The 22,565-nt window shown below is 60.6% G+C and carries 18 protein-coding genes; 10 read left to right on the top strand and 8 right to left on the bottom strand.

What is annotated here, in order from left to right; genetic code table 11:
- Window positions 1-116: 116 nt before the first annotated feature.
- Together KVQ82_RS10705 and KVQ82_RS10700 are read left to right on the top strand one after the other, a co-directional pair.
- On the top strand, window positions 117-737 hold the full coding sequence (locus KVQ82_RS10705; protein WP_222018827.1) for an HAD family phosphatase: 621 nt from the start codon (window positions 117-119) through the stop codon (window positions 735-737).
- Between the two features lie 108 nt (window positions 738-845).
- The gene (locus KVQ82_RS10700) at window positions 846-1,109 is read left to right on the top strand and encodes a DUF4404 family protein (RefSeq protein WP_041074003.1); all 264 of its coding nucleotides are present in this window, start codon (window positions 846-848) and stop codon (window positions 1,107-1,109) included.
- Between the two features lie 96 nt (window positions 1,110-1,205).
- Here the strand turns inward: KVQ82_RS10700 and queF are convergent, their stop codons facing one another.
- Window positions 1,206-2,036, bottom strand: a complete 831-nt coding sequence (gene queF / locus KVQ82_RS10695) for an NADPH-dependent 7-cyano-7-deazaguanine reductase QueF (protein ID WP_222018826.1) — start codon at window positions 2,034-2,036, stop codon at window positions 1,206-1,208.
- Between the two features lie 61 nt (window positions 2,037-2,097).
- The gene (locus KVQ82_RS10690; RefSeq protein ID WP_222018825.1) at window positions 2,098-2,631 is read right to left on the bottom strand and encodes a plastocyanin/azurin family copper-binding protein; all 534 of its coding nucleotides are present in this window, start codon (window positions 2,629-2,631) and stop codon (window positions 2,098-2,100) included.
- A 155-nt stretch (window positions 2,632-2,786) separates the two neighbouring features.
- On the opposite strand from KVQ82_RS10690, the gene KVQ82_RS10685 reads away from it, so the two are divergent.
- Both KVQ82_RS10685 and KVQ82_RS10680 read left to right on the top strand, forming a co-directional pair.
- Window positions 2,787-3,467, top strand: a complete 681-nt coding sequence (locus KVQ82_RS10685) for a heavy metal response regulator transcription factor (protein ID WP_222018824.1) — start codon at window positions 2,787-2,789, stop codon at window positions 3,465-3,467.
- Window positions 3,467-4,816: a heavy metal sensor histidine kinase gene (locus tag KVQ82_RS10680; RefSeq protein ID WP_222018823.1), complete on the top strand. Its 1,350-nt coding sequence runs from the start codon at window positions 3,467-3,469 to the stop codon at window positions 4,814-4,816. Before KVQ82_RS10685 ends, KVQ82_RS10680 begins: the two co-directional genes overlap by 1 nt.
- Window positions 4,817-4,939: 123 nt before the next feature.
- Here KVQ82_RS10680 and KVQ82_RS10675 read toward each other — a convergent pair whose 3' ends face one another.
- The 3 genes from KVQ82_RS10675 to KVQ82_RS10665 all read right to left on the bottom strand — a co-directional run bounded on the left by KVQ82_RS10675 (window position 4,940) and on the right by KVQ82_RS10665 (window position 8,298).
- Window positions 4,940-6,184, bottom strand: coding sequence for a lipoprotein-releasing ABC transporter permease subunit (locus KVQ82_RS10675; RefSeq protein WP_222018822.1), 1,245 nt, complete (start codon window positions 6,182-6,184; stop codon window positions 4,940-4,942).
- A 169-nt stretch (window positions 6,185-6,353) separates the two neighbouring features.
- Window positions 6,354-7,040, bottom strand: a complete 687-nt coding sequence (lolD, locus tag KVQ82_RS10670) for a lipoprotein-releasing ABC transporter ATP-binding protein LolD (protein ID WP_171061910.1) — start codon at window positions 7,038-7,040, stop codon at window positions 6,354-6,356.
- 7 nt (window positions 7,041-7,047) lie between these two features.
- Complete coding sequence (locus KVQ82_RS10665; RefSeq protein WP_041068963.1) at window positions 7,048-8,298, bottom strand: lipoprotein-releasing ABC transporter permease subunit; 1,251 nt, start codon at window positions 8,296-8,298, stop codon at window positions 7,048-7,050.
- A gap of 94 nt (window positions 8,299-8,392) precedes the next feature.
- Here KVQ82_RS10665 and KVQ82_RS10660 point away from each other — a divergent pair, with 94 nt between their 5' ends.
- On the top strand, window positions 8,393-8,974 hold the full coding sequence (locus KVQ82_RS10660; protein WP_047295261.1) for a PilZ domain-containing protein: 582 nt from the start codon (window positions 8,393-8,395) through the stop codon (window positions 8,972-8,974).
- 14 nt (window positions 8,975-8,988) lie between these two features.
- On the top strand, window positions 8,989-9,711 hold the full coding sequence (locus KVQ82_RS10655) for a glycerophosphodiester phosphodiesterase family protein (protein WP_041068969.1): 723 nt from the start codon (window positions 8,989-8,991) through the stop codon (window positions 9,709-9,711).
- Between the two features lie 42 nt (window positions 9,712-9,753).
- On the opposite strand, the gene sthA is transcribed toward KVQ82_RS10655, so the two are convergent.
- Together sthA and KVQ82_RS10645 are read right to left on the bottom strand one after the other, a co-directional pair.
- A complete protein-coding gene (gene sthA, locus KVQ82_RS10650; protein ID WP_007968192.1) occupies window positions 9,754-11,148 on the bottom strand; it encodes a Si-specific NAD(P)(+) transhydrogenase in 1,395 nt (464 codons plus the stop codon).
- Window positions 11,149-11,345: 197 nt separating this feature from the next.
- The gene (locus KVQ82_RS10645; RefSeq protein WP_222018821.1) at window positions 11,346-12,395 is read right to left on the bottom strand and encodes an FAD:protein FMN transferase; all 1,050 of its coding nucleotides are present in this window, start codon (window positions 12,393-12,395) and stop codon (window positions 11,346-11,348) included.
- 72 nt (window positions 12,396-12,467) lie between these two features.
- Between KVQ82_RS10645 and KVQ82_RS10640 the strand changes: the two genes are divergently transcribed.
- Window positions 12,468-13,769 (top strand): MFS transporter, encoded by a 1,302-nt coding sequence (locus KVQ82_RS10640; protein ID WP_222018820.1) that lies wholly within the window; start codon window positions 12,468-12,470, stop codon window positions 13,767-13,769.
- 182 nt (window positions 13,770-13,951) lie between these two features.
- On the opposite strand, the gene KVQ82_RS10635 is transcribed toward KVQ82_RS10640, so the two are convergent.
- Window positions 13,952-15,415 (bottom strand): glyceraldehyde-3-phosphate dehydrogenase, encoded by a 1,464-nt coding sequence (locus KVQ82_RS10635; protein WP_003226583.1) that lies wholly within the window; start codon window positions 15,413-15,415, stop codon window positions 13,952-13,954.
- A gap of 354 nt (window positions 15,416-15,769) precedes the next feature.
- Here KVQ82_RS10635 and mfd point away from each other — a divergent pair, with 354 nt between their 5' ends.
- Genes mfd through KVQ82_RS10620 form a run of 3 tightly spaced genes read left to right on the top strand, consistent with a single transcriptional unit; the run spans window position 15,770 to window position 22,498 of the window.
- Window positions 15,770-19,219, top strand: a complete 3,450-nt coding sequence (gene mfd / locus KVQ82_RS10630; protein WP_041068978.1) for a transcription-repair coupling factor — start codon at window positions 15,770-15,772, stop codon at window positions 19,217-19,219.
- A gap of 10 nt (window positions 19,220-19,229) precedes the next feature.
- Window positions 19,230-19,796, top strand: a complete 567-nt coding sequence (locus tag KVQ82_RS10625) for a CsiV family protein (protein WP_041068980.1) — start codon at window positions 19,230-19,232, stop codon at window positions 19,794-19,796.
- 11 nt (window positions 19,797-19,807) lie between these two features.
- Entirely contained in the window at window positions 19,808-22,498 is a 2,691-nt protein-coding gene (locus tag KVQ82_RS10620; RefSeq protein ID WP_222018819.1) for a DEAD/DEAH box helicase, read from the top strand.
- The last annotated feature ends 67 nt before the right edge of the window (window positions 22,499-22,565 follow it).

The following is a 22,565-nucleotide window of genomic DNA, read 5'->3' as shown; positions in this document are numbered from 1 at the left end:
TGGGCAGTCTACCTGTCAAGAGTAATGCAGGACGTTTCCAGAGAGCGCCTTCACACACCTGTCATCCAGCTGTCACCGATGTCGCCTAACCTCGTGACTATTTCAGGGACGTTGCCATGACCCACGCTGAAGCCTTGCCTGTCGCCGCGCCCGGCCTGACCGCCGTGCTGTTCGGACTCAGTGGCTGTCTGGTGGATTTCGGTGCCCGTGCCCGGCAACACGCCAGCATGCTGCCCGAGCACGCCGACGCCACACCCGGCGCCCTCGACAGCCTGCTCAGCCTGCAGCGCCAGGAGATTCCCTGTGCGTGGATCGATGAGTTGCCCCCTGCCCTCGCGCACCCTTTGGCGGCCTCGCTGCCGGCGTGGATCAAACCTACGCAATATTCAGCAACAATCAATCCATGGCCCGCGCCGAATGCCTGCTGGCAGGCACTGATGGGCTTGAACGTCAGCCGCCTGGATGGCTGCGTGCTGGTCAGTGGCGAGCCGCGCCTGCTGCAAGCGGGCCTCAACGCCGGGCTGTGGACCATTGGCCTGGCCTCCTGCGGCTCACTGTGCGGCCTGTCGCCGAGCGAGTGGCAAGCGCTGAGCCAGAACGAACGCGACCAACGACGCGGTAAGGCAACCCTGCAGTTGTTCGGGCTGGGCGTGCATTCGGTGATCGATCATCTGGGCGAACTCGACACCTGCCTGGCCGACATCAACCTGCGCCGCCTCAAGGGCGAAAAGCCCTGACCGGGATCATGCAGGTTGCAGCAGAGTGGATTAATCTAAAGGTCAGCCATAGACCTTTGGCGCGCGGCTGCGGTCAATGCCAGTGCCTCTTGATAAAAGGAAACCACCATGCCCGCCCAAGAACTGCAAAAACAACTCGACACCCTGCGCGAGCAACTGGAGCAGAATCCGCCGCTGTCCGAAGCCGAGCGTGAAGATTTGCATGCGCTGATGGCGCAGATTGAAACCGAAATCAAACTGGAAAGCGCCACCCAGGACGCCAGTATCGCCGATGGCGTGAACCTGGCGGTTGACCGCTTTGAACTCGAACACCCGGCCATTGCCGGCACCTTGCGCAATATCGTCAATGCGCTGGGCAGCATGGGGATCTGATTCCCGGGTATCCCCAAAAAGCAAAAGATCGCAGCCTGCGGCAGCTCCTACAGGGAATCTCATGTAGGAGCTGCCGCAGGCTGCGATCTTTTGATCTTACTGACGGACCAGTCGGTGGTTCGGCAGGTGTACCGCTTCAGTGCTGCGATACGGGTTGATATCCAGCCCGCCGCGGCGCACATACCGTGCAAACACCGTGAGTTTCTCCGGCTTCAACAAACGCTGCAGGTCGAGGAAAATCCGCTCCACGCACTGCTCGTGGAAGTCCGAGTGCTGGCGGAAGCTGACGATGTATTCCAGCAGGCTCGCGTGATCCAGCGCCGCGCCACGATATTCCACGACCACGCTGCCCCAGTCTGGCTGACTGGTCACCGGGCAGTTGGATTTGAGCAGATGGCTGTGCACGCTCTCTTCGACAATCCGCGAATCATCGCAACGCAGCAGTTCCGGACGCGGATGCTCATAGTTGCTGACGCTGATGTCCAGATCGTCGATGCACACGCCCGGCAACGCCACGACGCCTTCGGCTTCGACCTCTTTCAGGCTGCGCACACGCACGCCGACCGGTTTGCCGGCAGCGGCCGACAGGTCCTTGACCAGCGTCGCTTCGAGGCTGGCGATGTCGGCAAACGGCGTCTGGTTCAGCGAGTTCAGGTACAACTTGAACGACTTCGATTCGATGATGTTCGGCGAATCCGCCGGAATGCTGAATTCACCGATCGCCACCACCGGTTTGCCCGACGGCAGCAGCCACGACAGTTCGAAGCAGTTCCAGAAATCCACACCTTTATACGGCAGGGTTTCGGCGGTCAGGCCCAGTTCGGCCCATTTCGCGGTGCGCGGAATCGGGAACAGCAGTGACGGCGTGTACGTGGCGATGTATTCGCTGGATTTGCCCAGCGGCGAATGTTCGGCTGCGGGATGCATGGCGGAAACCTGACTGAAGAATCAGCGGATTCTATCAGCCTTTGCGCCCGCCTTTGAGTGCTTACTGACTGACAGTCAGTTTGCCGACCATGCCCGCCTGGTAGTGCCCGGGAATATTGCAGGCAAATTCCAGGTTGGTGGCCTTGCTGAAGGTCCAGGTCAGCTCGGCGGTCTTGCCAGGCTCGACCAGCACACTGTTGGGGTCGTCGTGCTGCATGCCGTGGCCCATGCTGCCGTGATCCATGCCCGCCATGTCGTGAGACATTTCTTTCATGCCGGTAGGCGTCAGCATGCCGCTTTGCTGCATCTGCAGCATTTCCTGCTGGTGTCTGGCATGCATCGCCGCATCACCGAGGTTGAATTCGTGCAGTAACTGGCCTTTATTCACCAGGACAAAGCGAACCGTCTCACCGGCCTTGACCTGAATCGCCTTGGGGTCGAACGACATGTCGTTCAGTACAACTTCAATGCTGCGAGTAGCCTTGGCTGCTGGTGCCGGTTGGCCAAAATCATAAGTGTGTGCGGACGCGGCCCAGACAGGTGAACTCAGTGCCAGCAAGCAGGCGGCGACGGCCAGAGGGTTGCGCAACAACATAGTCATACTCCAACAAGAAAAGGTTCAGCCTGTGGGAAACTCTAGCCCGCCCGCGCTGGCAGCTACCTGACAGGCAGATTACAACTTTGTCAGGTTGGCGCGCGCCGTCTGTTCCCACGGTATAACGTTTTCGTTTCTCTATATCCGAGTCGCCCATGAAACTGCTGATCGTCGAAGACCAACCGAAAACCGGCCACTACCTGCGCCAGGGCTTGACCGAGGCCGGGTTCAACACGGAACTGGTGGCCGACGGCAACAGCGGCCAGCAACTGGCGTTGAGCGGTGATTATGCGCTGCTGATCCTCGACGTGATGCTGCCCGGGCGCAGTGGCTGGCAGATTCTGCAAGCAGTGCGCAGTGCCGGCCTCGACACGCCGGTACTGTTTCTCACCGCCAAAGATGCAGTCGAGGATCGGGTTCATGGCCTCGAACTCGGCGCCGACGATTATCTGGTCAAACCGTTCGCCTTTTCCGAATTGCTGGCCCGGGTGCGCAGCCTGCTACGCCGTGGCAGCGCCCTGCCCCAGGAAACCAGTCTGCAACTGGCCGATCTGCGTCTGGACCTGATCCGTCGCCGAGTCGAACGCAGCGGTCAGCGCATCGACCTGACTGCCAAGGAATTCGCCCTGCTGGAAATGCTCCTGCGCCGCCAGGGTGAAGTGTTACCGAAATCGCTGATTGCCTCGCAAGTCTGGGACATGAACTTCGACAGCGACACCAACGTGATCGAAGTGGCGATCCGCCGCCTGCGCCTGAAGATCGACGATGACTTCCCCAACAAACTGATCCACACCGTGCGTGGCATGGGTTACGTGCTTGAAGAGCGTCCAGCCTGATGCGTCGCCTGTCGCTGAGTTCTCGTCTGGCTCTGCTGTTTGCCGCGTGCACCGCCGTGGTCTCGCTGTTCGCCGGAGTGCTGTTCAGCCGCGCCAGCGAGGCGCACTTCATTGAGCTCGATCAGCAATTGCTGGATGGCAAACTGATCGGCCTGCGCCGGGCCTTGCAGGATGTGCAACCGGCTCAGCGTGAGGCGCGGCTGGCGGATGAGCTGAGCCGTCAGGCCGATCTGGCGCTGCGTATTACCGGCAGTGACGGTCAGCGCTGGTACGACAGTTCGACGCAGATCCCTACGGAGTTGCCGAAACAATCCGGCCTGTCGACCATCAGCCATGACGGCGCCGACTACCGCGTGCTCAACGCCCCGCTCTACCCGGACAAGTCCGATACACCACAACTGACGCTGTTGCTGGATATCACCCACCACCAGCACTTCCTGCAACGGATGCAGCATCTGATCTGGCTGACCGTCGGGCTGTCGGCGCTGGCCACCGCACTGCTCGGCGCCTGGGCGGCGCGCAGCGGCTTGCGTCCACTGCGGCGCATGAGTGCAGTTGCCCGTGGGATTTCTGCGCAATCGCTCAATGCGCGGCTGCCGGAAGCGCAAATGCCGCCGGAGCTGGCAGAAATGGCCCACAGCTTCAACGCCATGCTCGGACGCCTCGATGACTCGTTTCAGCGGCTGTCGGCGTTTTCTGCCGACATCGCCCATGAACTGCGCACACCGCTGTCGAACCTGCTGACCCACACCCAGGTCACCCTCACTCGCCCGCGGCCGCTTGAGGATTACCGCGAAGCCCTGCACAGCAACCTCGAAGAACTGCAATGGATGGCACAGCTGGTCAACGACATGCTCTATCTGGCCAAGGCTGACCACGGTTTGCTGATGCCCAAGCGCGAGGCGCTGGAGCTGGCGGATGAAAGCGATGTGTTGCTTGAATTCTTCGCGCCACTGGCCGAAGACGCCGGGGTGACGCTGAGCCGCCAAGGTCATGCGCGAATAAAGGGCGATAGCAGCATGCTACGCCGGGCCTTGTCGAATCTGCTGGATAACGCGCTGCGTTTTACTCCGGTGGCGGGCAGCGTGCGCCTGTCCATCGTCGATCAGCCGCACGCGGTGCAGGTGTCGGTGGAGAACAGTGGCGAAGAGATTTCGGCAGAGCTGTTACCACGGCTGTTTGACCGGTTCTATCGCGCCGATCCGGCGCGGCAGGAAGGCAGCAGTGAGCATGCGGGGTTGGGGCTGGCGATTACCCAATCGATCGTCCGGGCGCATGGTGGGCAGATCCGTTGCGAATCGGCTGCGGGGTGGACGCGGTTTGTGATCGAGTTGCCCAAGGAGGCTTGAGGCCAGCAAGTACGGCCCCATCGCGGGCAAGCCCGCTCCCACAGTGTTTTGTGTCGCTCACATAATGGTGACGCAACTCAATACCTGTGGGAGCGGGCTTGCCCGCGATGGCGATTTCAGCGCTTACGAATATCTCAGCGCGTGAGCCGGCTCAATCTTCGCTGCCCGCAACGCCGGGTACACCGTCGCCAGGAAGCTCAGAATAAAGCCCGCCGAGCAGATCAACAGCACATCCCCGCCCTGCAATTCCGAAGGCAGGTTGCTGACGAAGTACACGTCGGAACTGAAGATGTGCTGCCCGGTAACGCGCTCGACCCAGCCGACCATCTCGCTGACGTTCAGCGCGGCAATTACGCCAAGCACGCCGCCGATGAGGGTACCGACAATGCCGATCACCGTGCCCTGCACCATGAAAATCGCCATGATCTGCCGTGGCGTGGCGCCGATGGTGCGCAGAATCGCGATGTCCGCGCCCTTGTCGTTCACCACCATGATCAGCGTGGCGATGATGTTGAACGCCGCCACCGCAACGATCATCAGCAACAGCAGGCCGATCATGGTTTTTTCCATTTTCATCGCGCTGAACAGACTGCCCTGGGTGTGGGTCCAGTCGTCAGCCTTGAACTCGGCACCGAGCCCGGCGGCAATGTCCGAGGAGACTTTCGGCGCAGCGTACAGATCCTTCACCGCCAGGCGCACGCTCTGCACCTGATTCGGCTGCCAGTGCTGCATGGTCGCGGCATCGGCCACGTGGATCAGGCCCATCGAGCCGTCCAACTCGGCGCCGACTTTGAACACACCGACCACGTTCAGCCGTTGCATGCGCGGGGTAATGCCCCCCGGTGCGGTGCTGACTTCCGGCACGATCAGGATGATCTTGTCGCCGACATTGAGACGGAAGCGGCGCGCGGTGATTTCACCGATCACCACGCCGAACTCACCCGGTTTCAGGTCATCGAGACGTCCCTGCACAATGTGCTGGGCAACGATCGACACCTTGCCTTCCTGGGCCGGATCGACGCCGCTGATCTGGATCGGCTGCATCAAACCCTTGTAGGACAGCATGCCTTCCATCTCGGTGAACGGCACGGCGGCGGTCACTTCGGGATTTTTCAGCGCGGCGGCGGCCACCGGCTGCCAGTCATCGATCGGCTTGACGCCAACGATGGTCGCGTGCGGCACCATGCCGAGGATGCGCGAGCTCATCTCGCGCTGGAAGCCGTTCATTACCGACAGCACCACGATCATCGCCAGCACGCCGAGGGCGAGCCCGATCATCGAAGTCATCGAGATGAACGAAACAAAGCGATTGCGGCGCTTGGCGCGGGTATAGCGCGTGCCGATAAAGATCGATAACGGTCTGAACATTCGCTGGGGCACCGTATAAAAAATCAAGCTTAAAAAAGCGGCCAATCGTTTGAGAGCGTAGCGAGCGAAGGAAAGACAAGGCAAAAACAGGCGAGGAAGCGGAGTCTACTGGCTGTAAATGAGCATTCCGAGCCTGTTTTTAACGCAGTATTTCCGAGCGCAGTAGCTCTCAAGCGATTGGAGTCAGGCAGCCTTCCTGCAATTGAAGGACGCGGTCCATCTGGCGGGCCAGGTTCATGTCGTGAGTCACCACCAGGAACGCCGTGCGCATTGAAGTGCTGAGTTCCAGCATCAAGTCCTGGATGCCTTCGGCGGTGTGCGAATCAAGGTTGCCGGTTGGCTCGTCGAGCATTACCAGGCCTGGATTGTTTACCAGTGCACGGGCGATAGCCACACGCTGGCGCTCGCCACCGGACAGCTCGGCCGGTTTGTGCTCCAGACGATGGCCCAGCCCCACGCGCTCCAGCAACGCGGTAGCGCGCTGACGCGCTTCCGGGATCGCGGTCTTGCCGATCAGCAGCGGCATGCAGACGTTTTCCAGCGCGGTGAATTCCGGCAGCAAGTGGTGGAACTGGTACACGAACCCGAGGGCACGGTTACGCAGCAGGCCACGCTTCTTTTCGCTCAGCGCTGACAGCTCTTCGCCGTCAAGCCAGACGCTGCCCTCGGTTGGGGTGTCGAGACCGCCCAGCAGGTTGAGCAAGGTACTTTTGCCGGAACCGGATTTGCCGACGATCGCCACACGCTCGCCCGGGTGCAACTCCAGTTGCAGACCGGCCAGCACTTGCACCGACTCCGGGCCTTCCTCGTAGGATTTGCCCAGGTTGCGGCAACTCAAGATTGCTTTATCACTCATGCCCGACTCACTCATAACGTAGCGCCTCCGCCGGCTGGGTGCGCGCGGCACGCCAGGCGGGATACAGGGTGGCGAGGAAACTCAGGACCAACGCAGCGGCGCAGACCATGACCACGTCCTGGCTCTGCACCTGCGAGGGCAGGTAATCGATGAAATACACGTCGGCGTTGAGAAACTTATGGCCGATCAGCCCTTCGAGGGCGGAAATTGCAGCGCTGACGTTGAGCGCGGCGAGAATACCGAGCACCGCGCCAATCGCCGTACCGACCACGCCGATCACGGTGCCCTGCACCATGAACGTACGCATGATCGTCCCCGGCGTAGCGCCCAGGGTACGCAGAATGGCGATGTCGCTCTTCTTGTCATTTACCACCATTACCAGCGTGGAAATGATGTTGAACGCAGCCACCGCGACGATCAGCAGCAACAGCAGACCGATCATGGCTTTTTCCATGCGGATCGCCTGATACAGGTTGCCGTGGGTACGGGTCCAGTCGCGGGCGTAGTAATGGTCTTCGCCCAACTGCTGGGCGATGGTCCAGGCCACGCGCGGCGCCTGGAACAGATCATCGAACTTCAACCGGATGCCCTGCACCTGATCAGGCTTCCAGCGGTGCATCTTCGCCAGATCCTGCAGGTTGGTGACGCCCAGATAGCCGTCCAGCTCACCGGCGCCGACATGAAAGATGCCGACCACAGTAAAGCGCTTCATGCGCGGGAACATCCCGGCCGGGGTCACGCTGACCTCCGGCGCGACGAAGGTGACCTTGTCACCAAGGCCCACGCCGAGCTTGGTCGCGGCCTTGTCGCCGATGACGATGCCGAAGCTGCCCGGCGTCAAATCGTCGAGTTTGCCCTGCTTCATGAAGTTGTCGATGATCGACACATTGCGCTCGAGCGCGGGGTCGATGGCGTTGAGCAACACCTTGGACACCTGGCCGTTGTTGGTCAGCAAACCCTGCATCTGGGTGAACGGCGCAACCGCCGTCACCTCAGGGTTGCGTTTGACCTTGGCGGCCAGGCTCTGCCAATCGTTGATCGGCTCGCCGGTTTCAAGAGTCGCGTGGGGCACCATGCCCAGCACGCGGGTGCGCATCTCATGATCGAAGCCGTTCATCACCGAGAGCACCACGATCATCACGATCACGCCGAGGGCGAGCCCGATCATCGAAGTCAGGGAAATGAATGACACAAAATGATTGCGACGCTTTGCACGGGTATAACGCGTGCCGATAAATACGAAGAGAGGTCTGAACATGTCGGGGCTTGTTCGGAGGGAAAAGGAACGTCCTTGTGGCGGGGGTCGATAACCAGCTTTACACTCAGACCACCGCCGCTACCATGGGTTCGCCATGTCGACATTAGATGAAGAAGATCGCCGCGAATACTACCGTATCGAGGACATGATCGCACTGGAAATTCGGCCCCTGTCCGCTCCCGAAGCCGCAGGCCAGGAAGTGTTGCAGGATGCTTCCCCGCTGTTCAACCTGCTCAGCGAACTGCACCTGAGCGAATTCGAGTCGCAGCACCTGTTGCGCCAGATCAGCGAGCGCGACCGGGCGATTGCCGCGTTCCTCAAATCCCAGAACAAACGCATCGACCTGCTCAGTCAGGTGGTCGCCCTGACCGTGCTCGGCCACATTGGCGAGCCGCAACCGGTGATCCTCTCCGAAGGCGGAATCGACTTTCAGCACCCGACGCCGATCGCCACGGGCGCGCACCTGTCGGTGAAACTGGTGCTGATGCCGCAGGCGCTGGGCCTGCTGCTGCGCGCCCGCGTCACTCATTGCGATCGCAAGGGCGACGGCTACGACGTCGGCACCGAGTTCGAACACTTGACCGACGCCCAGCGCCAGTTGCTCGCCCGCTATATCTTGCAGAAACAGGCCCAGGAACGACGCCTGGCCCGTGAACAGAACGAATCAGGCATTTAAATTAAGGAAGCACCGTGACCCTCATCTACGGCCACCGCGGCGCCAAGGGCGAAGCACCGGAAAACACCCTGACCAGTTTTCAGGAATGTCTCAAGCACGGCGTACGCCGTTGCGAACTTGATCTGCACCTGTCCAAGGACGGCGAGCTGATGGTGATCCACGACCCGACCCTCAAGCGCACCACCGACCGGCGCGGCAAGGTGGTCGAGCACACCGCCGCCGAACTGGTGACCTACGACGCGCGCAAGGGCGGCCCGGGCTGGATCAAACCGTGCCCGATTCCGACTCTGGAAGAACTGTTCGAACAGTGTGATTTCGAGCACTGGCAACTGGAAGTCAAAAGCGCTTCACGCACCCGCGCCGCGACTACCGTACTGGCGATTCGCGAAATGGCCCAGCGTCATGGCCTGCTGGACAAGGTCACCATCACTTCGAGCTCGCGGGAAGTGCTGAAGGCGGCGCTGGAGCTGGTGCCGGACGTATCGCGTGGATTGGTCGCCGAATACGCCTGGCTCGACCCGTTGAAGGTCGCCGCCAGCTATGGCTGTGAGATCTTGGCGCTGAACTGGACACTGTGTACGCCGGAACGCCTGCAGAAGGCGCAGCGTCAGGGGCTGCATGTGTCGGTGTGGACCGTCAACGAGCCTGCGCTGATGCGCAGACTCGCCGACTTCGGCGTTGACAGCCTGATTACAGACTTTCCCGGTTTGGCCACTGCCACCCTCGAGAATTGCTGAAATCGGTCTCCCCGGCCGGCTCAGGCCACCGGCCGGAGCCCGTCAAAAAAGCCGATTGAGGCCGTCGTACGCCGCTACCCGATAGGCTTCGGCCATGGTCGGGTAGTTGAACGTGGTGTTGACGAAGTACTTCAGCGTATTCAACTCACCCGGCTGGTTCATGATCGCCTGACCGATGTGCACGATCTCCGACGCCTGATAACCGAAGCAGTGAACACCCAGCACTTCCAGGGTTTCACGGTGGAACAGGATTTTCAGCATGCCTTGCGGCTCGCCGGCGATCTGCGCACGCGCCATGCTCTTGAAGAACGCCTTGCCGACTTCGTACGGCACTTTGGCCTGGGTCAGTTCCTGCTCGTTCTTGCCGATCGAGCTGATCTCCGGAATGGTGTAGATGCCGGTCGGTACATCATTCACAAAGCGCCAGCTACCGTTATCGACAATGCTGCCGGCCGCCGAGCGACCCTGGTCGTGGGCGGCACTGGCCAGGCTTGGCCAGCCGATCACGTCGCCGGCGCCGTAGATGTTCGGTACGCAGGTGCGGTAAGCCTCGTCGACTTCGATCTGGCCACGGCTGTTGACCTTGACCCCGATGTTTTCCAGACCCAACTGGTCGGTGTTACCGGTACGGCCGTTGCACCAGAGCAAAGCGTCGGCCTTGATCTTCTTGCCGGACTTCAGGTGCAGGATCACGCCGTTGTCCACGCCTTCAACGCGATCGTAATCTTCGTTGTGGCGCACGGTGATGTTGTTGTTGCTGAAGTGGTAGCTCAACGCCTGGGAAATTTCCGAGTCGAGGAAGCTCAGCAACTGACCGCGGTTGTCCACCAGCTCGACCAGCACGCCCAGACCGCTGAAGATCGAGGCGTATTCGCAACCGATCACACCGGCGCCATAAACGATCAGTTTGCGCGGGGTGTGGCCGAGGCTGAGGATGGTGTCGCTATCGTAGATACGCGGGTGATTGAAATCGATGTCCGCCGGGCGATACGGGCGCGAACCGGTGGCGATGATGATGTGCTTGGCCACCAGTTTTTCGACCACGCCGTTGGCGCAGACCACTTCGATGGTTTGCTCGTCGGCGAAGCTGCCGGTGCCGAAGAACACGTCGACGCGATTACGGGCGTAGTAGCCAGTGCGCGAAGCGACTTGTTTGGAGATAACCTTTTCAGCGCTTTTCAACACGTCCGGGAAGGAGAACCAGCGCGGTTCGCCGATCGCCCGGAACATCGGATTGGTGTTGAACTGCATGATCTGCCGCACCGAGTGACGCAGGGCCTTGGACGGGATGGTTCCCAGGTGGGTGCAGTTGCCGCCGACCTGGCGACGGCTGTCGACCATTGCCACCTTGCGCCCCGCTTTGGCGGCGTTCATTGCCGCGCCTTCTCCCGCCGGGCCGGAACCCAACACCACCACGTCGTAGTTGTAGACAGCCATGCGTACTCCTCAGAACAGGCCGCGGTGCCAGCAGCACCGGCGGCTAAATCACGCCGAATCGCGGCGCGAAGGAACAATTGGGGGCCAGTAAAGAACCCGGACACAGTCTATAGAAGCGTCAACGCCGCGCACATTAACCCTTGGTCGCGTCGTAGGCTACTTTTGCCTGCACTACAACGCCAGCTTTCGTACTGTTTTCAGTCAACTTTTGCGCCACTGAGGCGTTCGAAAGCCGCACTGGTGCGGATAACAAAACCTGTATCGGCACGAATCACGAAGAATGCACCAATGTCATGTTTTTCGGCATAGTCCCAAGCCCGTTCAGGCCCGAGAATCAGCAACAGCGTCGATAGTCCATCGGCCATCAACGCTGAAGGATGAATCACCGTAACTGACGCCAGGCTGTGTAGGACCGGCGCCCCGCTCCGCGCATCGAAGGTGTGGGAATAGCGCCGGCCACCTTGCAGGAAATAGTTACGGTAATCCCCGGAGGTGGAAACCCCGTAGCCGTCGACCTGAATGATCCGTTCGGCCACCTGTTGATCGTCTCGCGGCTCTTCCAGCGCAATACGCCAGGATGAGCCATCAAGCTTCTTGCCCTTGGCCTTTAGCTCACCGGTGGCTTCGGCGAGATAGTCATGGATGCCCATCGACTCGAGCCTGGCGGCGATGGTGTCGACCGCGTAACCGGCGGCGATGCTGTTGAAGTCGACTTCGACAGCGGCGTCCTTGCACAAGCGGTCGCCGTCGATATGCAAATGGCGGTAGCCGACTCGCTGCAGGGTTTCGGCCAGCACGGCGGGGTCGGGGACTTTCTCTTCACGCCCTTGCGGGCCGAACCCCCACAGATTCATCAGCGGCTCGACGGTCAAGTCGTAGGCACCTTCGCTTTGCTCTGACAGTTGTTCGCCAACGCGGACCAATTCAAGCACAGCGGCAGGCAGGGTCTGACAGCTGTTCGCCGGCAAAGCATTGAAGCGCTCGATGTCGGAATCACTGCGGTAGGTCGACATCTGTCGATCCACGTCAGCGAGGATACCTTCCACTTCCCGGCGAACTTGCGCCGGCTCGGCAATACCCGCGTGTCGCACGTACTTGATCGAATACGTGCTGCCCATGGTCGGGCCACCAAAGCTTTCCATGGACTCACCGTTGCCACAGGCAGCGAGGACAACCGCCACACTCACAAGCCCAACCCACCGTCCAGTGAACAATTCTTCATCTCCCCATAAAAGCGCGCCGGCCATTATGGATCAAAGGCCCGCACGCTCCCCATCGGATGCAACGCGTTACAAGAAACCAATAATGAGTAACTGAAAATGTCCTCGACCACGGGCAAAGGCAAAGCGATTTTTCGCGTTGTCAGCGGCAACTTTCTCGAGATGTTCGACTTTATGGTCTATGGCTTCTACGCCACGGCCATCGCCAAAACCTTCTTCCCGGCCGACAGCGCCTTCGCTTCCCTGATGCTGTCCCTGGCGACTTTCGGTGCAGGCTTCCTGATGCGTCCGCTGGGGGCGATCTTCCTTGGCGCTTACATTGACCGTCACGGTCGTCGCCAGGGCCTGATCATTACCCTTGCGCTGATGGCCGCCGGTACGATCCTGATCGCCTGCGTGCCGGGTTACGCCACCCTGGGTGTCGCAGCGCCGTTGATCGTGCTGTTCGGTCGCTTGCTGCAAGGCTTCTCGGCTGGCGTCGAACTGGGCGGTGTTTCGGTATATCTGGCGGAAATCGCCACGCCGGGCCGCAAGGGCTTTTTTGTCAGTTGGCAGTCTGCCAGCCAACAAGCGGCGGTGGTGTTCGCCGGTCTGCTCGGCGTTGGCCTCAACCACTGGCTAAGCCCGGATCAAATGGGTGACTGGGGCTGGCGCGTGCCGTTCCTGATCGGCTGCATGATCGTTCCGGTGATCTTCATCATTCGCCGCTCGCTGGAGGAAACCCCGGAGTTCCAGGCGCGCAAGCATCGCCCTACCCTGCGGGAAATCGTCCGCTCGATCGGTCAGAACTTCGGCATCGTCATCGCTGGCATGGCGCTGGTGGTGATGACCACGGTTTCGTTCTACCTGATCACTGCCTACACCCCGACCTTCGGCAAGGCCGAACTGCATCTGTCGGACTTCGACGCGCTGCTGGTAACGGTGTGCATCGGTCTGTCGAACTTCTTCTGGCTGCCGGTGATGGGCGCGGTGTCCGACAAGATCGGGCGCAAACCCCTACTGCTGGCGGCGACCCTTCTGGCGATCCTGACCGCCTATCCGGCGCTGTCGTGGCTGGTGGCAAACCCGAGCTTCAGTCATCTGCTGATTGTCGAACTATGGTTGTCGTTCCTGTACGGCTCGTACAACGGCGCGATGGTGGTGGCGCTGACCGAAATCATGCCGGTGGAAGTGCGCACCACCGGGTTCTCGCTGGCCTATAGCCTGGCGACAGCGACCTTTGGCGGCTTTACGCCTGCGGCCTGTACTTACCTGATTCACGTGCTGGACAACAAGGCTGCGCCGGGAATCTGGCTCAGCGGTGCGGCGGTGCTGGGGTTGATTGCGACGCTGGTGCTGTTCCGCGGGAACAAACATGAGCTGCGGACTGCGCAAGCCGCTGTGACAGGTGGGGCCAGATAGGACGCCATCGCTGGCAAGCCAGCTCCCACAAGGTCTTGAGGCGTACATGCCATTGCGCAGCCTGCCAGGAAACCTGTGGGAGCTGGCTTGCCAGCGATGAGGCCGGATCAGGCAATAGAGATCTGCCAGGCATAAAAAAACGCCCCGACCTAAGTCGGGGCGTTTTTGTTTGCAGCTATAGCTTAGCGCGGGAAGGCTGGCGGGTTTACACCGGCCATGTCTTCCATCACGCGAACCACTTGGCAGCTGTAACCGAACTCGTTGTCGTACCAGACGTACAGCACAACGCGGTTGTCCTGAACGATGGTCGCTTCAGCGTCGACCACACCGGCATGACGCGAACCCACGAAGTCAGTGGAAACCACTTCCTGCGAGTTGACGAAGTCGATTTGCTTGTGCAGATCGGAGTGCAGCGCCATGTAGCGCAGGTACTCGTTCATCTCCTCACGGCTGGCAGCTTTCTCAAGGTTCAGGTTGAGAATGGCCATCGACACGTTTGGCGTCGGAACGCGGATCGCGTTACCGGTCAGCTTGCCGGCCAGCTCAGGCAGGGCCTTGGCAGCGGCGGTGGCAGCACCAGTCTCGGTGATGACCATGTTCAGCGCGGCGGAACGGCCACGACGGTCACCTTTGTGGAAGTTGTCGATCAGGTTCTGGTCGTTGGTGTACGAGTGAACGGTTTCGACGTGACCGTTGATGATGCCGAACTTGTCGTTCACAGCCTTCAGCACCGGCACGATGGCGTTGGTGGTGCAGGAAGCGGCGGACACGATCTTGTCGTCAGCGGTGATTTCGTTGTGGTTGATACCGTGAACGATGTTCTTCAGCTTGCCTTTGCCAGGCGCGGTCAGAACAACGCGAGCCACACCCGGGCATTGCAGGTGCTGACCCAGGCCATCGGCGTCACGCCACACACCGGTGTTGTCCACCAGCAGCGCATCTTTGATGCCGTACTGGGTGTAATCCACCTCGGTCGGGTTCTTCGCGTAGATCACCTGGATCAGGTTACCGTTGGCGGTGATGGTGTTGTTTTCTTCGTCGATGACGATGGTGCCGTTGAACGGGCCGTGTACCGAATCGCGACGCAGCAGGCTGGCGCGTTTGGTCAGGTCGTTTTCGGCGCCCTTGCGCACGACGATGGCACGCAGACGCAGACCGTCGCCACCACCGGTTTTCTCGATCAGGATGCGCGCCAGCAGACGGCCGATACGACCGAAGCCGTACAGCACAACGTCAGTGCCTTTGCGGGCCGAAGCGTTTTGCTGGCCAACCACGTCAGCCAGTTCTTCACGCACGAACTGCTCGGCGCTGCGGCCATTGCCTTCGCTGCGGAATTTGAACGCCAACTTGCCCAGATCTACCGAAGCCGCGCCGAGCTTGAGCTCGCTCATGGCTTTAAGCAGAGGGAATGTTTCGTGGACGGAGAGTTCGCTATCGTCGGAGGAACGGTGGCGAGCAAAGCGGTGAGCTTTGAGAATCGCGATGACAGACTGGTTGATCAGGCTGCGGCCATAGATCGAGCTCACCACGTTGTTATTGCGGTAGAGCTGACCGATAAGCGGAATCATCGCTTCTGCGAGTGCTTCACGGTCGATCCATTCACCAAGACACTGGTCGGGCTTCTGAGTCACGGGAACCTTCCACATGTAGGGGCAGAAAAAAGGGGCTACATTATGCCGCCGAGAACCTCTTGTAGCAATGCGCGCTTGTCGCGCAATCGGTAACAAAATTCCGTTCAAAAAAATTACGCCTCGCGCCAGCCCAGTAAAACCGGGGCTTTCAGCACAGTCAATTTTTCGACGACTGTTAGACGATGTCTGTAACCCTCCGTAACACCAGTCGATTTCGGCACTACATAACCGTAAAAAAAGTGCTCGTTTTTATGGTTACCACTACATTTCGTGCAAACCACGAAGATAGACGCAGTCTGCAACTGACAGCCGGCACCGGACGCCGCTACAATTACCGACTTTGTCGCAAAGCCTGGAGCTCAACCTTCCGTGCCCGTTCTGCGTCTACCGCTTCTCCCTGCCGCGGCAGGTAAACAGCATTGGGGCAACCTGCCCGGTGCTGCCCTCAGCCTCGCGATTGCCGAGGCTGCCAGCGCTGCCAAGCGCTTCACCCTGCTACTGACCGCCGACAGCCAGAGTGCCGAACGGCTGGAACAGGAGCTGAGTTTCTTCGCCCCGGATTTGCCCGTGCTGCATTTCCCCGACTGGGAAACCCTGCCGTACGATCTGTTCTCGCCGCACCAGGACATCATTTCCCAGCGCATCGCCAGTCTTTATAGGCTGCCGGAACTGGCGCATGGCGTGCTGGTGGTGCCAATCACCACCGCCCTGCACCGCCTGGCGCCGACCAAGTTTCTGCTCGGCAGCAGTCTGGTGCTGGATGTCGGGCAGAAGCTCGATGTCGAACAGATGCGCGCGCGCCTGGAAGCCAGCGGCTATCGCTACGTCGATACGGTTTACGAGCACGGCGAGTTCACCGTACGCGGCGCGTTGATCGACCTGTTCCCGATGGGCAGCAAACTGCCCTATCGCATCGACCTGTTCGACGACGAAATCGAAACCCTGCGCACCTTCGACCCGGAAAACCAACGCTCCATCGACAAGGTCGAATCGGTCAAACTGCTGCCGGCGCGAGAGTTTCCGCTGCAGAAAGATGCGGTCACCCGCTTCAAGGCGCGGTTCCGCGAGCGTTTCGACGTCGACTTCCGGCGCTGCCCGATCTTCCAGGACCTGAGCAGCGGCATCACGCCCGCCGGTATCGAGTACTACCTGCCGCTGTTCTTCGATGAAACCTCGACGCTGTTCGATTACCTGCCGCAGGACACGCAAGTGTTCTCGCTGCCGGGTATCGAACAAGCAGCGGAAAACTTCTGGAACGACGTGCGCAATCGCTACGAAGAGCGCCGCGTCGATCCATCGCGTCCGTTATTGCCGCCAGCGGAATTGTTCCTGCCGGTGGAAGACTGCTTCGCCCGTCTCAAGAGCTGGCCACGGGTAGTGGCCAGTCAGCAGGACGTCGAATCCGGTGCTGGTCGCGAGCGCTTCCCGGCGCAAGCGCTGCCGAACCTGGCGATCGAAGCCAAGGCGACACAACCGCTGGCGGCGCTCTCGGCATTTCTCGACGAATTCCCCGGACGCGTGCTGTTTACTGCCGAATCCGCGGGCCGGCGTGAAGTCCTGCTGGAGTTGCTGGAACGTCTGAAGCTGAGGCCGAAAACCGTCGACAGCTGGCCGGACTTCGTTGCGAGCAAGGATCGCCTGGCGATCACCATTGCCCCGCTCGACGAGGGCTTGATGCTCGATGACCCGGCGCTGGCGCTGGTGGCCGAGAGTCCGCTGTTCGGTCAGCGGGTGATGCAGCGTCGTCGCCGGGAAAAACGTGCCGACGCCAACAACGATGCCGTGATCAAGAACCTCACCGAGCTGCGCGAAGGCGCGCCGGTGGTGCACATCGATCACGGGGTCGGGCGTTATCTGGGCCTGACGATTCTGGAAATCGACAATCAGGCGGCCGAATTCCTTACCCTGGAATACGCCGAGAACGCCAAGCTCTATGTGCCGGTGGCCAACCTGCATCTGATTGCGCGTTACACCGGCAGCGATGACTCACTGGCGCCGCTGCACCGCCTCGGCTCCGAAACCTGGCAGAAAGCCAAGCGCAAAGCCGCCGAACAGGTGCGCGATGTCGCTGCTGAATTGCTCGACATCTATGCCCGCCGCGCCGCGCGCGAAGGCTACGCGTTTGCCGACCCGAAAGCCGATTACGCGACGTTCAGCGCCGGTTTCCCGTTCGAAGAAACCCCGGATCAGCAAGCGACCATCGAAGCCGTGCGCGAAGACATGCTCGCGCCGAAGCCGATGGATCGCCTGGTCTGCGGCGACGTCGGTTTCGGCAAGACCGAAGTGGCGATGCGCGCAGCGTTCATCGCCGTGCACGGTGGGCGTCAGGTCGCGATTCTGGTGCCGACCACCCTGCTCGCCCAGCAACACTACAACAGCTTCCGCGACCGCTTCGCCGACTGGCCGGTGACCGTGGAAGTGATGAGTCGCTTCAAATCGGCCAAGGAAGTCAACGCGGCGATCGCCGATCTGGCGGAAGGCAAGATCGACATCGTCATCGGTACGCACAAGCTGCTGTCCGACGATGTGAAGATCAAAAACCTCGGACTGGTGATTATCGACGAAGAACACCGTTTCGGTGTCCGGCAGAAAGAACAGCTCAAGGCCCTGCGCAGCGAAGTCGACATTCTCACGCTGACCGCCACGCCGATTCCGCGCACGCTGAACATGGCGGTGTCGGGCATGCGCGACCTGTCGATCATCGCCACGCCGCCGGCGCGACGCCTGTCGGTGCGCACCTTCGTCATGGAGCAGAACAAGAGCACGGTCAAAGAGGCCCTGCTGCGTGAACTGCTGCGCGGTGGGCAGGTTTACTACCTGCACAACGACGTGAAGACCATCGAGAAGTGCGCTGCCGATCTCGCCGAACTGGTGCCGGAAGCGCGGATCGGCATCGGCCATGGGCAGATGCGCGAACGCGAACTCGAACAGGTGATGAGCGACTTCTATCACAAGCGCTTCAACGTGCTGATTGCCTCGACCATCATCGAGACCGGCATCGACGTGCCGAGCGCCAACACCATCATCATCGAGCGCGCCGACAAGTTCGGCCTGGCGCAATTGCACCAGTTGCGCGGACGTGTCGGCCGCAGTCACCACCAGGCTTACGCCTACCTGCTAACCCCGCCGCGCCAGCAAATCACTTCGGACGCGGAAAAGCGTCTGGAAGCGATTGCCAACACTCAGGATCTGGGCGCGGGCTTCGTGCTGGCGACCAACGACCTGGAAATCCGTGGCGCCGGCGAATTGCTCGGCGACGGCCAGAGCGGGCAGATTCAGGCCGTGGGCTTTACGCTCTACATGGAAATGCTCGAGCGCGCGGTGAAGTCGATCCGCAAGGGCGAACAGCCGAACCTCGATCAACCGCTCGGCGGAGGCCCGGAGGTCAACCTGCGGGTGCCGGCGCTGATTCCGGAAGACTATCTGCCGGACGTTCACGCCCGCCTGATTCTGTACAAGCGCATCGCGTCGGCCACCGACGAGGAAGGCCTGAAGGATCTGCAAGTGGAGATGATTGACCGCTTCGGTCTGTTGCCGGAGCCGACCAAGAATCTGGTGCGCATCACCGCGCTGAAGTTGCAGGCCGAACAACTGGGCATCAAGAAAGTCGACGGTGGCCCGCAGGGTGGCCGCATCGAGTTCGCCGCGCAGACGCCGGTCGACCCGATGACCTTGATCAAACTGATCCAGACTCAGCCAAAACGCTACAAATTCGAAGGCGCCACAATGTTCAAGTTCCAGGTGCCGATGGAACGCCCGGAAGAGCGCTTTAATACTGTAGAGGCGCTGTTCGAGCGCCTCCTCCCGAAAACTGTTTGAAGGACGCCGCATGCGCCTGTTTCGCTCACTGACTTTGCTACTCAGCTTCGTAGCACCGATGGCGTTTGCCGATGACACCTACATGGTCGAAATGATTCTGGTGCGGCAGAACGCCGTACCGGCGATTGTCAGCCGCGCGGCCCCGGAAGACTGGGCGGCCGGCGCTCAACGCCTCGACGATGCCAGCCAGCGCACACCTGCCTTGAATGAGGTGGCCAACAAACTCAGCGCCAGCGGCGAGTACAGCGTGCTGCTGCACAAGGCCTGGCAGCAAACCCTCGGCGAAGCGCCGACCAAAGTGGCCGTCAGCGACGGTAAGGAACAGTTCGGCCAGTTCCCGATCGAAGGCACCCTGGAAATGAAACTCGGGCGCTTCACCGACGTGAACGCCGACTTCTGGGTCAACCAGATCGACGCCAACGGCATGGTCACTGCCAGCGAACGTCTGAAGCAGGACAGCCACACTAAAAACGGCCAGCTCAACTATCTCGACAACGGCCACCTGGCGCTGCTGATCAAGATCACTTCCCTGACGGCGCCCGCCCCTCGGCAAGCTCCTGAAGCGATTCCGGACTGATCGAAGTCCTTATGTCCCCGCCCCTGAGCAAACCGTTGGCACCCTCCTGGGTCAGCCGATTCAAGGAACAGAGCCTGGAGCGTGGCCGCCGCTACGCCCTGGAGAATCGGGTACGCATCGCGCAGGTGGGCGATGCGACCATCACCGCCAGTTGCGAAGGCTCTGGCGGTAACGTCTACCGTCAGACCATTAACTTGCGCGAGTCAGCCAAAGGCACCCTGTTGCTGGTTGACGCCACGTGCACCTGCCCGGTGCGCAGCAACTGCAAACATTGCGCAGCAGTGCTGCTGCAAGTGCAGGAAACCCTCGAATACCCGGCCGCCGCGAAAGACGCCGAACTGCTGGAAAAGCTCCAGGCCGTGTTGGAGAACCGCAGCCCCAAGGCGCCGCCGCAAGTGCTGGTGGACAACGTGCAACCGCTGCCGCGCCTGTGGCTGGCGAGCGTCGAGTTCAGCGCGTTCGAGCCACGCAACGGCAAGATGCAGCGCTACATCCAGCATCGCGCGGCGCTGTCGTTCAGCTATCTGGATGAATACGTCAGCGGGCAGAAAAACAGCGACATCCTGATCCGCCAGGAAACCCAGACGCTGCGGATAAAACGCCATCCTGAAGTGGAACAGTCCTACCGCGAACAGTTAAGAATCCTCGGCTTTCGCATCGCCACCCGCCAGAGCAAAGCCCTGCCGGAAAGCGCCGGCGAGCTGTACGAGATGATCAACGACAGCGCCTGGCTGACCTTCACCCTCAATGAATTGCCGAAGCTGCGCACCCAAGGTTGGGAATTGCAGATCGACGAGGAATTCGGCTTCGACCTGACCGCCGTCGACGACTGGTACGCCACCGTCGAACAGGCGCCAGAGCGCGACTGGTTCGATCTGGAGCTGGGGATTATCGTCAATGGCGAACGCCTGAGCCTGCTGCCGATCCTGCTCAACCTGATGCGCTCGCACACCGAAATCCTCAACCCGGAACGCCTGGCACGGCGACGCGATGACGAGCTGATTCTGGTCAATATTCCGCAACGCAACAGTGAGCACGGGCCACTGCAGGTGGCCCTGCCCCTTGGCCGACTGAAACCGGTACTGGCGACACTGGGCGAGTTTTACTTGCAGGAGCCGGGCGAAACTACCCTGCGCCTGAGCAAAGCCGACGCCACACGGCTCAACTCACTGGAAGGCCTTCCCCTGCTGTGGGAAGGCGACGAACAGATCCGCAGCTTTGCCCAACGCCTGCGCGACATCCGTGATTACACGGCCAAGGCACCAAAGGGTTTGAACGCGACGTTGCGCCCTTATCAGCTCGAAGGCCTGAGCTGGATGCAGTCCCTGCGTCAGCTTGAGGTCGGCGGGATTCTGGCGGACGACATGGGCCTGGGTAAAACCCTACAGACCCTGGCGCATATTCTCAGTGAGAAAAACGCCGGACGCCTGGATCGGCCATGCATCGTGGTGATGCCCACCAGCCTGATCCCGAACTGGCTCGATGAGGCTGCGCACTTCACGCCGCAACTGAAAGTGGTGGCGCTGTATGGTGCCAGTCGCAAAAAGCATTTCGAACATCTGGCCGACTTCGACCTGATCCTGACCACCTATGCACTGCTGCCCAAGGACGTCGAACGGCTGGCACAACAGCCGCTGCACGTTCTGGTGCTCGACGAAGCGCAGTACATCAAGAACCCTAATAGCAAGGCCGCGCAGGCCGCTCGCGAACTCAACGCGCGCCAGCGCCTGTGCCTGAGTGGCACACCGCTGGAAAACCACCTCGGCGAGTTGTGGTCGTTGTTCCACTTTCTGCTGCCGGGCTGGTTGGGCGATGTCAAAAGCTTCAATGCCGACTACCGCGTGCCGATCGAAAAACGCGCCAGCGAAGTCAGATTGCAGCACCTCAATGGGCGGATAAAACCGTTTCTGCTGCGCCGGACCAAGGAACAGGTGGCCACCGAACTGCCGCCGAAAACCGAGATCATCCACTGGGTCGAGCTCAATGAAGCGCAGCGCGACGTGTACGAAACCATGCGCCTGGCGATGGACAAGAAAGTCCGCGACGAGATCACACGCAAGGGCGTGGCGCGCAGCCAGATCATCATTCTTGAAGCCCTGCTCAAGCTGCGTCAGGTCTGCTGCGACCTGCGCCTGGTCAACGACGCCACCCTGCCCGCTCGCGGCAGCAGTTCCGGCAAGCTCGACAGTCTGATGGAAATGCTCGAGGAGTTGTTCGAGGAAGGTCGGCGAATTCTGCTGTTCTCGCAGTTCACGTCGATGTTGTCACTGATTGAAGACGAACTGAAAAAACGCAACGTGGCCTACGCCCTGTTGACTGGCCAGACCCGCGATCGGCGCACGCCGGTGAAGGAATTCCAGAGCGGCAAGCGTCAGATTTTTCTGATCAGCCTGAAGGCTGGCGGCGTCGGCTTGAATCTGACCGAAGCAGATACAGTGATTCATTACGACCCATGGTGGAACCCGGCAACCGAGAATCAGGCGACTGACCGCGCGTATCGAATCGGCCAGGAGAAACCGGTGTTCGTCTACAAGATGATTGCCCGAGGCACGGTTGAAGAGAAAATTCAGCACCTGCAGAAGGAAAAGTCCGACCTGGCAGCAGGCGTGCTGGATGGGCGCAAGGCCGGGGACTGGAAACTGCAGAGCGATGATATCGAAGCGTTGTTTGCGCCATTGCCGGACAAGTTCGACAAGCGTTGAGCCCCTCCTTGCCAGTTAGAGAGCTATTGCTGCCAAGCCAGCTCCCACAAGGTTATAAGTCGAACAC

This window comes from Pseudomonas sp. AO-1, assembly GCF_019775695.1.
Lineage (GTDB): Bacteria > Pseudomonadota > Gammaproteobacteria > Pseudomonadales > Pseudomonadaceae > Aquipseudomonas > Aquipseudomonas parakoreensis.
This window is presented reverse-complemented; position numbering and strand designations above follow the sequence as displayed.

Bases quoted from the DNA above. Each gene is read 5' to 3' on its own strand.
- KVQ82_RS10660 (WP_047295261.1), top strand. From the start codon at position 8,393: ATGTCGACATTAGATGAAGAAGATCGCCGCGAATACTACCGTATCGAG.
- KVQ82_RS10675 (WP_222018822.1), bottom strand. From the start codon at position 6,184: ATGTTCAGACCGTTATCGATCTTTATCGGCACGCGCTATACCCGCGCC.
- KVQ82_RS10635 (WP_003226583.1), bottom strand. From the start codon at position 15,415: ATGTGGAAGGTTCCCGTGACTCAGAAGCCCGACCAGTGTCTTGGTGAA.
- KVQ82_RS10620 (WP_222018819.1), top strand. From the start codon at position 19,808: ATGTCCCCGCCCCTGAGCAAACCGTTGGCACCCTCCTGGGTCAGCCGA.
- KVQ82_RS10700 (WP_041074003.1), top strand. From the start codon at position 846: ATGCCCGCCCAAGAACTGCAAAAACAACTCGACACCCTGCGCGAGCAA.
- KVQ82_RS10665 (WP_041068963.1), bottom strand. From the start codon at position 8,298: ATGTTCAGACCTCTCTTCGTATTTATCGGCACGCGTTATACCCGTGCA.
- KVQ82_RS10680 (WP_222018823.1), top strand. From the start codon at position 3,467: ATGCGTCGCCTGTCGCTGAGTTCTCGTCTGGCTCTGCTGTTTGCCGCG.
- KVQ82_RS10705 (WP_222018827.1), top strand. From the start codon at position 117: ATGACCCACGCTGAAGCCTTGCCTGTCGCCGCGCCCGGCCTGACCGCC.
- sthA (WP_007968192.1), bottom strand. From the start codon at position 11,148: ATGGCTGTCTACAACTACGACGTGGTGGTGTTGGGTTCCGGCCCGGCG.
- lolD (WP_171061910.1), bottom strand. From the start codon at position 7,040: ATGAGTGATAAAGCAATCTTGAGTTGCCGCAACCTGGGCAAATCCTAC.
- KVQ82_RS10690 (WP_222018825.1), bottom strand. From the start codon at position 2,631: ATGTTGTTGCGCAACCCTCTGGCCGTCGCCGCCTGCTTGCTGGCACTG.
- KVQ82_RS10645 (WP_222018821.1), bottom strand. From the start codon at position 12,395: ATGGCCGGCGCGCTTTTATGGGGAGATGAAGAATTGTTCACTGGACGG.
- queF (WP_222018826.1), bottom strand. From the start codon at position 2,036: ATGCATCCCGCAGCCGAACATTCGCCGCTGGGCAAATCCAGCGAATAC.
- KVQ82_RS10640 (WP_222018820.1), top strand. From the start codon at position 12,468: ATGTCCTCGACCACGGGCAAAGGCAAAGCGATTTTTCGCGTTGTCAGC.
- KVQ82_RS10685 (WP_222018824.1), top strand. From the start codon at position 2,787: ATGAAACTGCTGATCGTCGAAGACCAACCGAAAACCGGCCACTACCTG.
- KVQ82_RS10625 (WP_041068980.1), top strand. From the start codon at position 19,230: ATGCGCCTGTTTCGCTCACTGACTTTGCTACTCAGCTTCGTAGCACCG.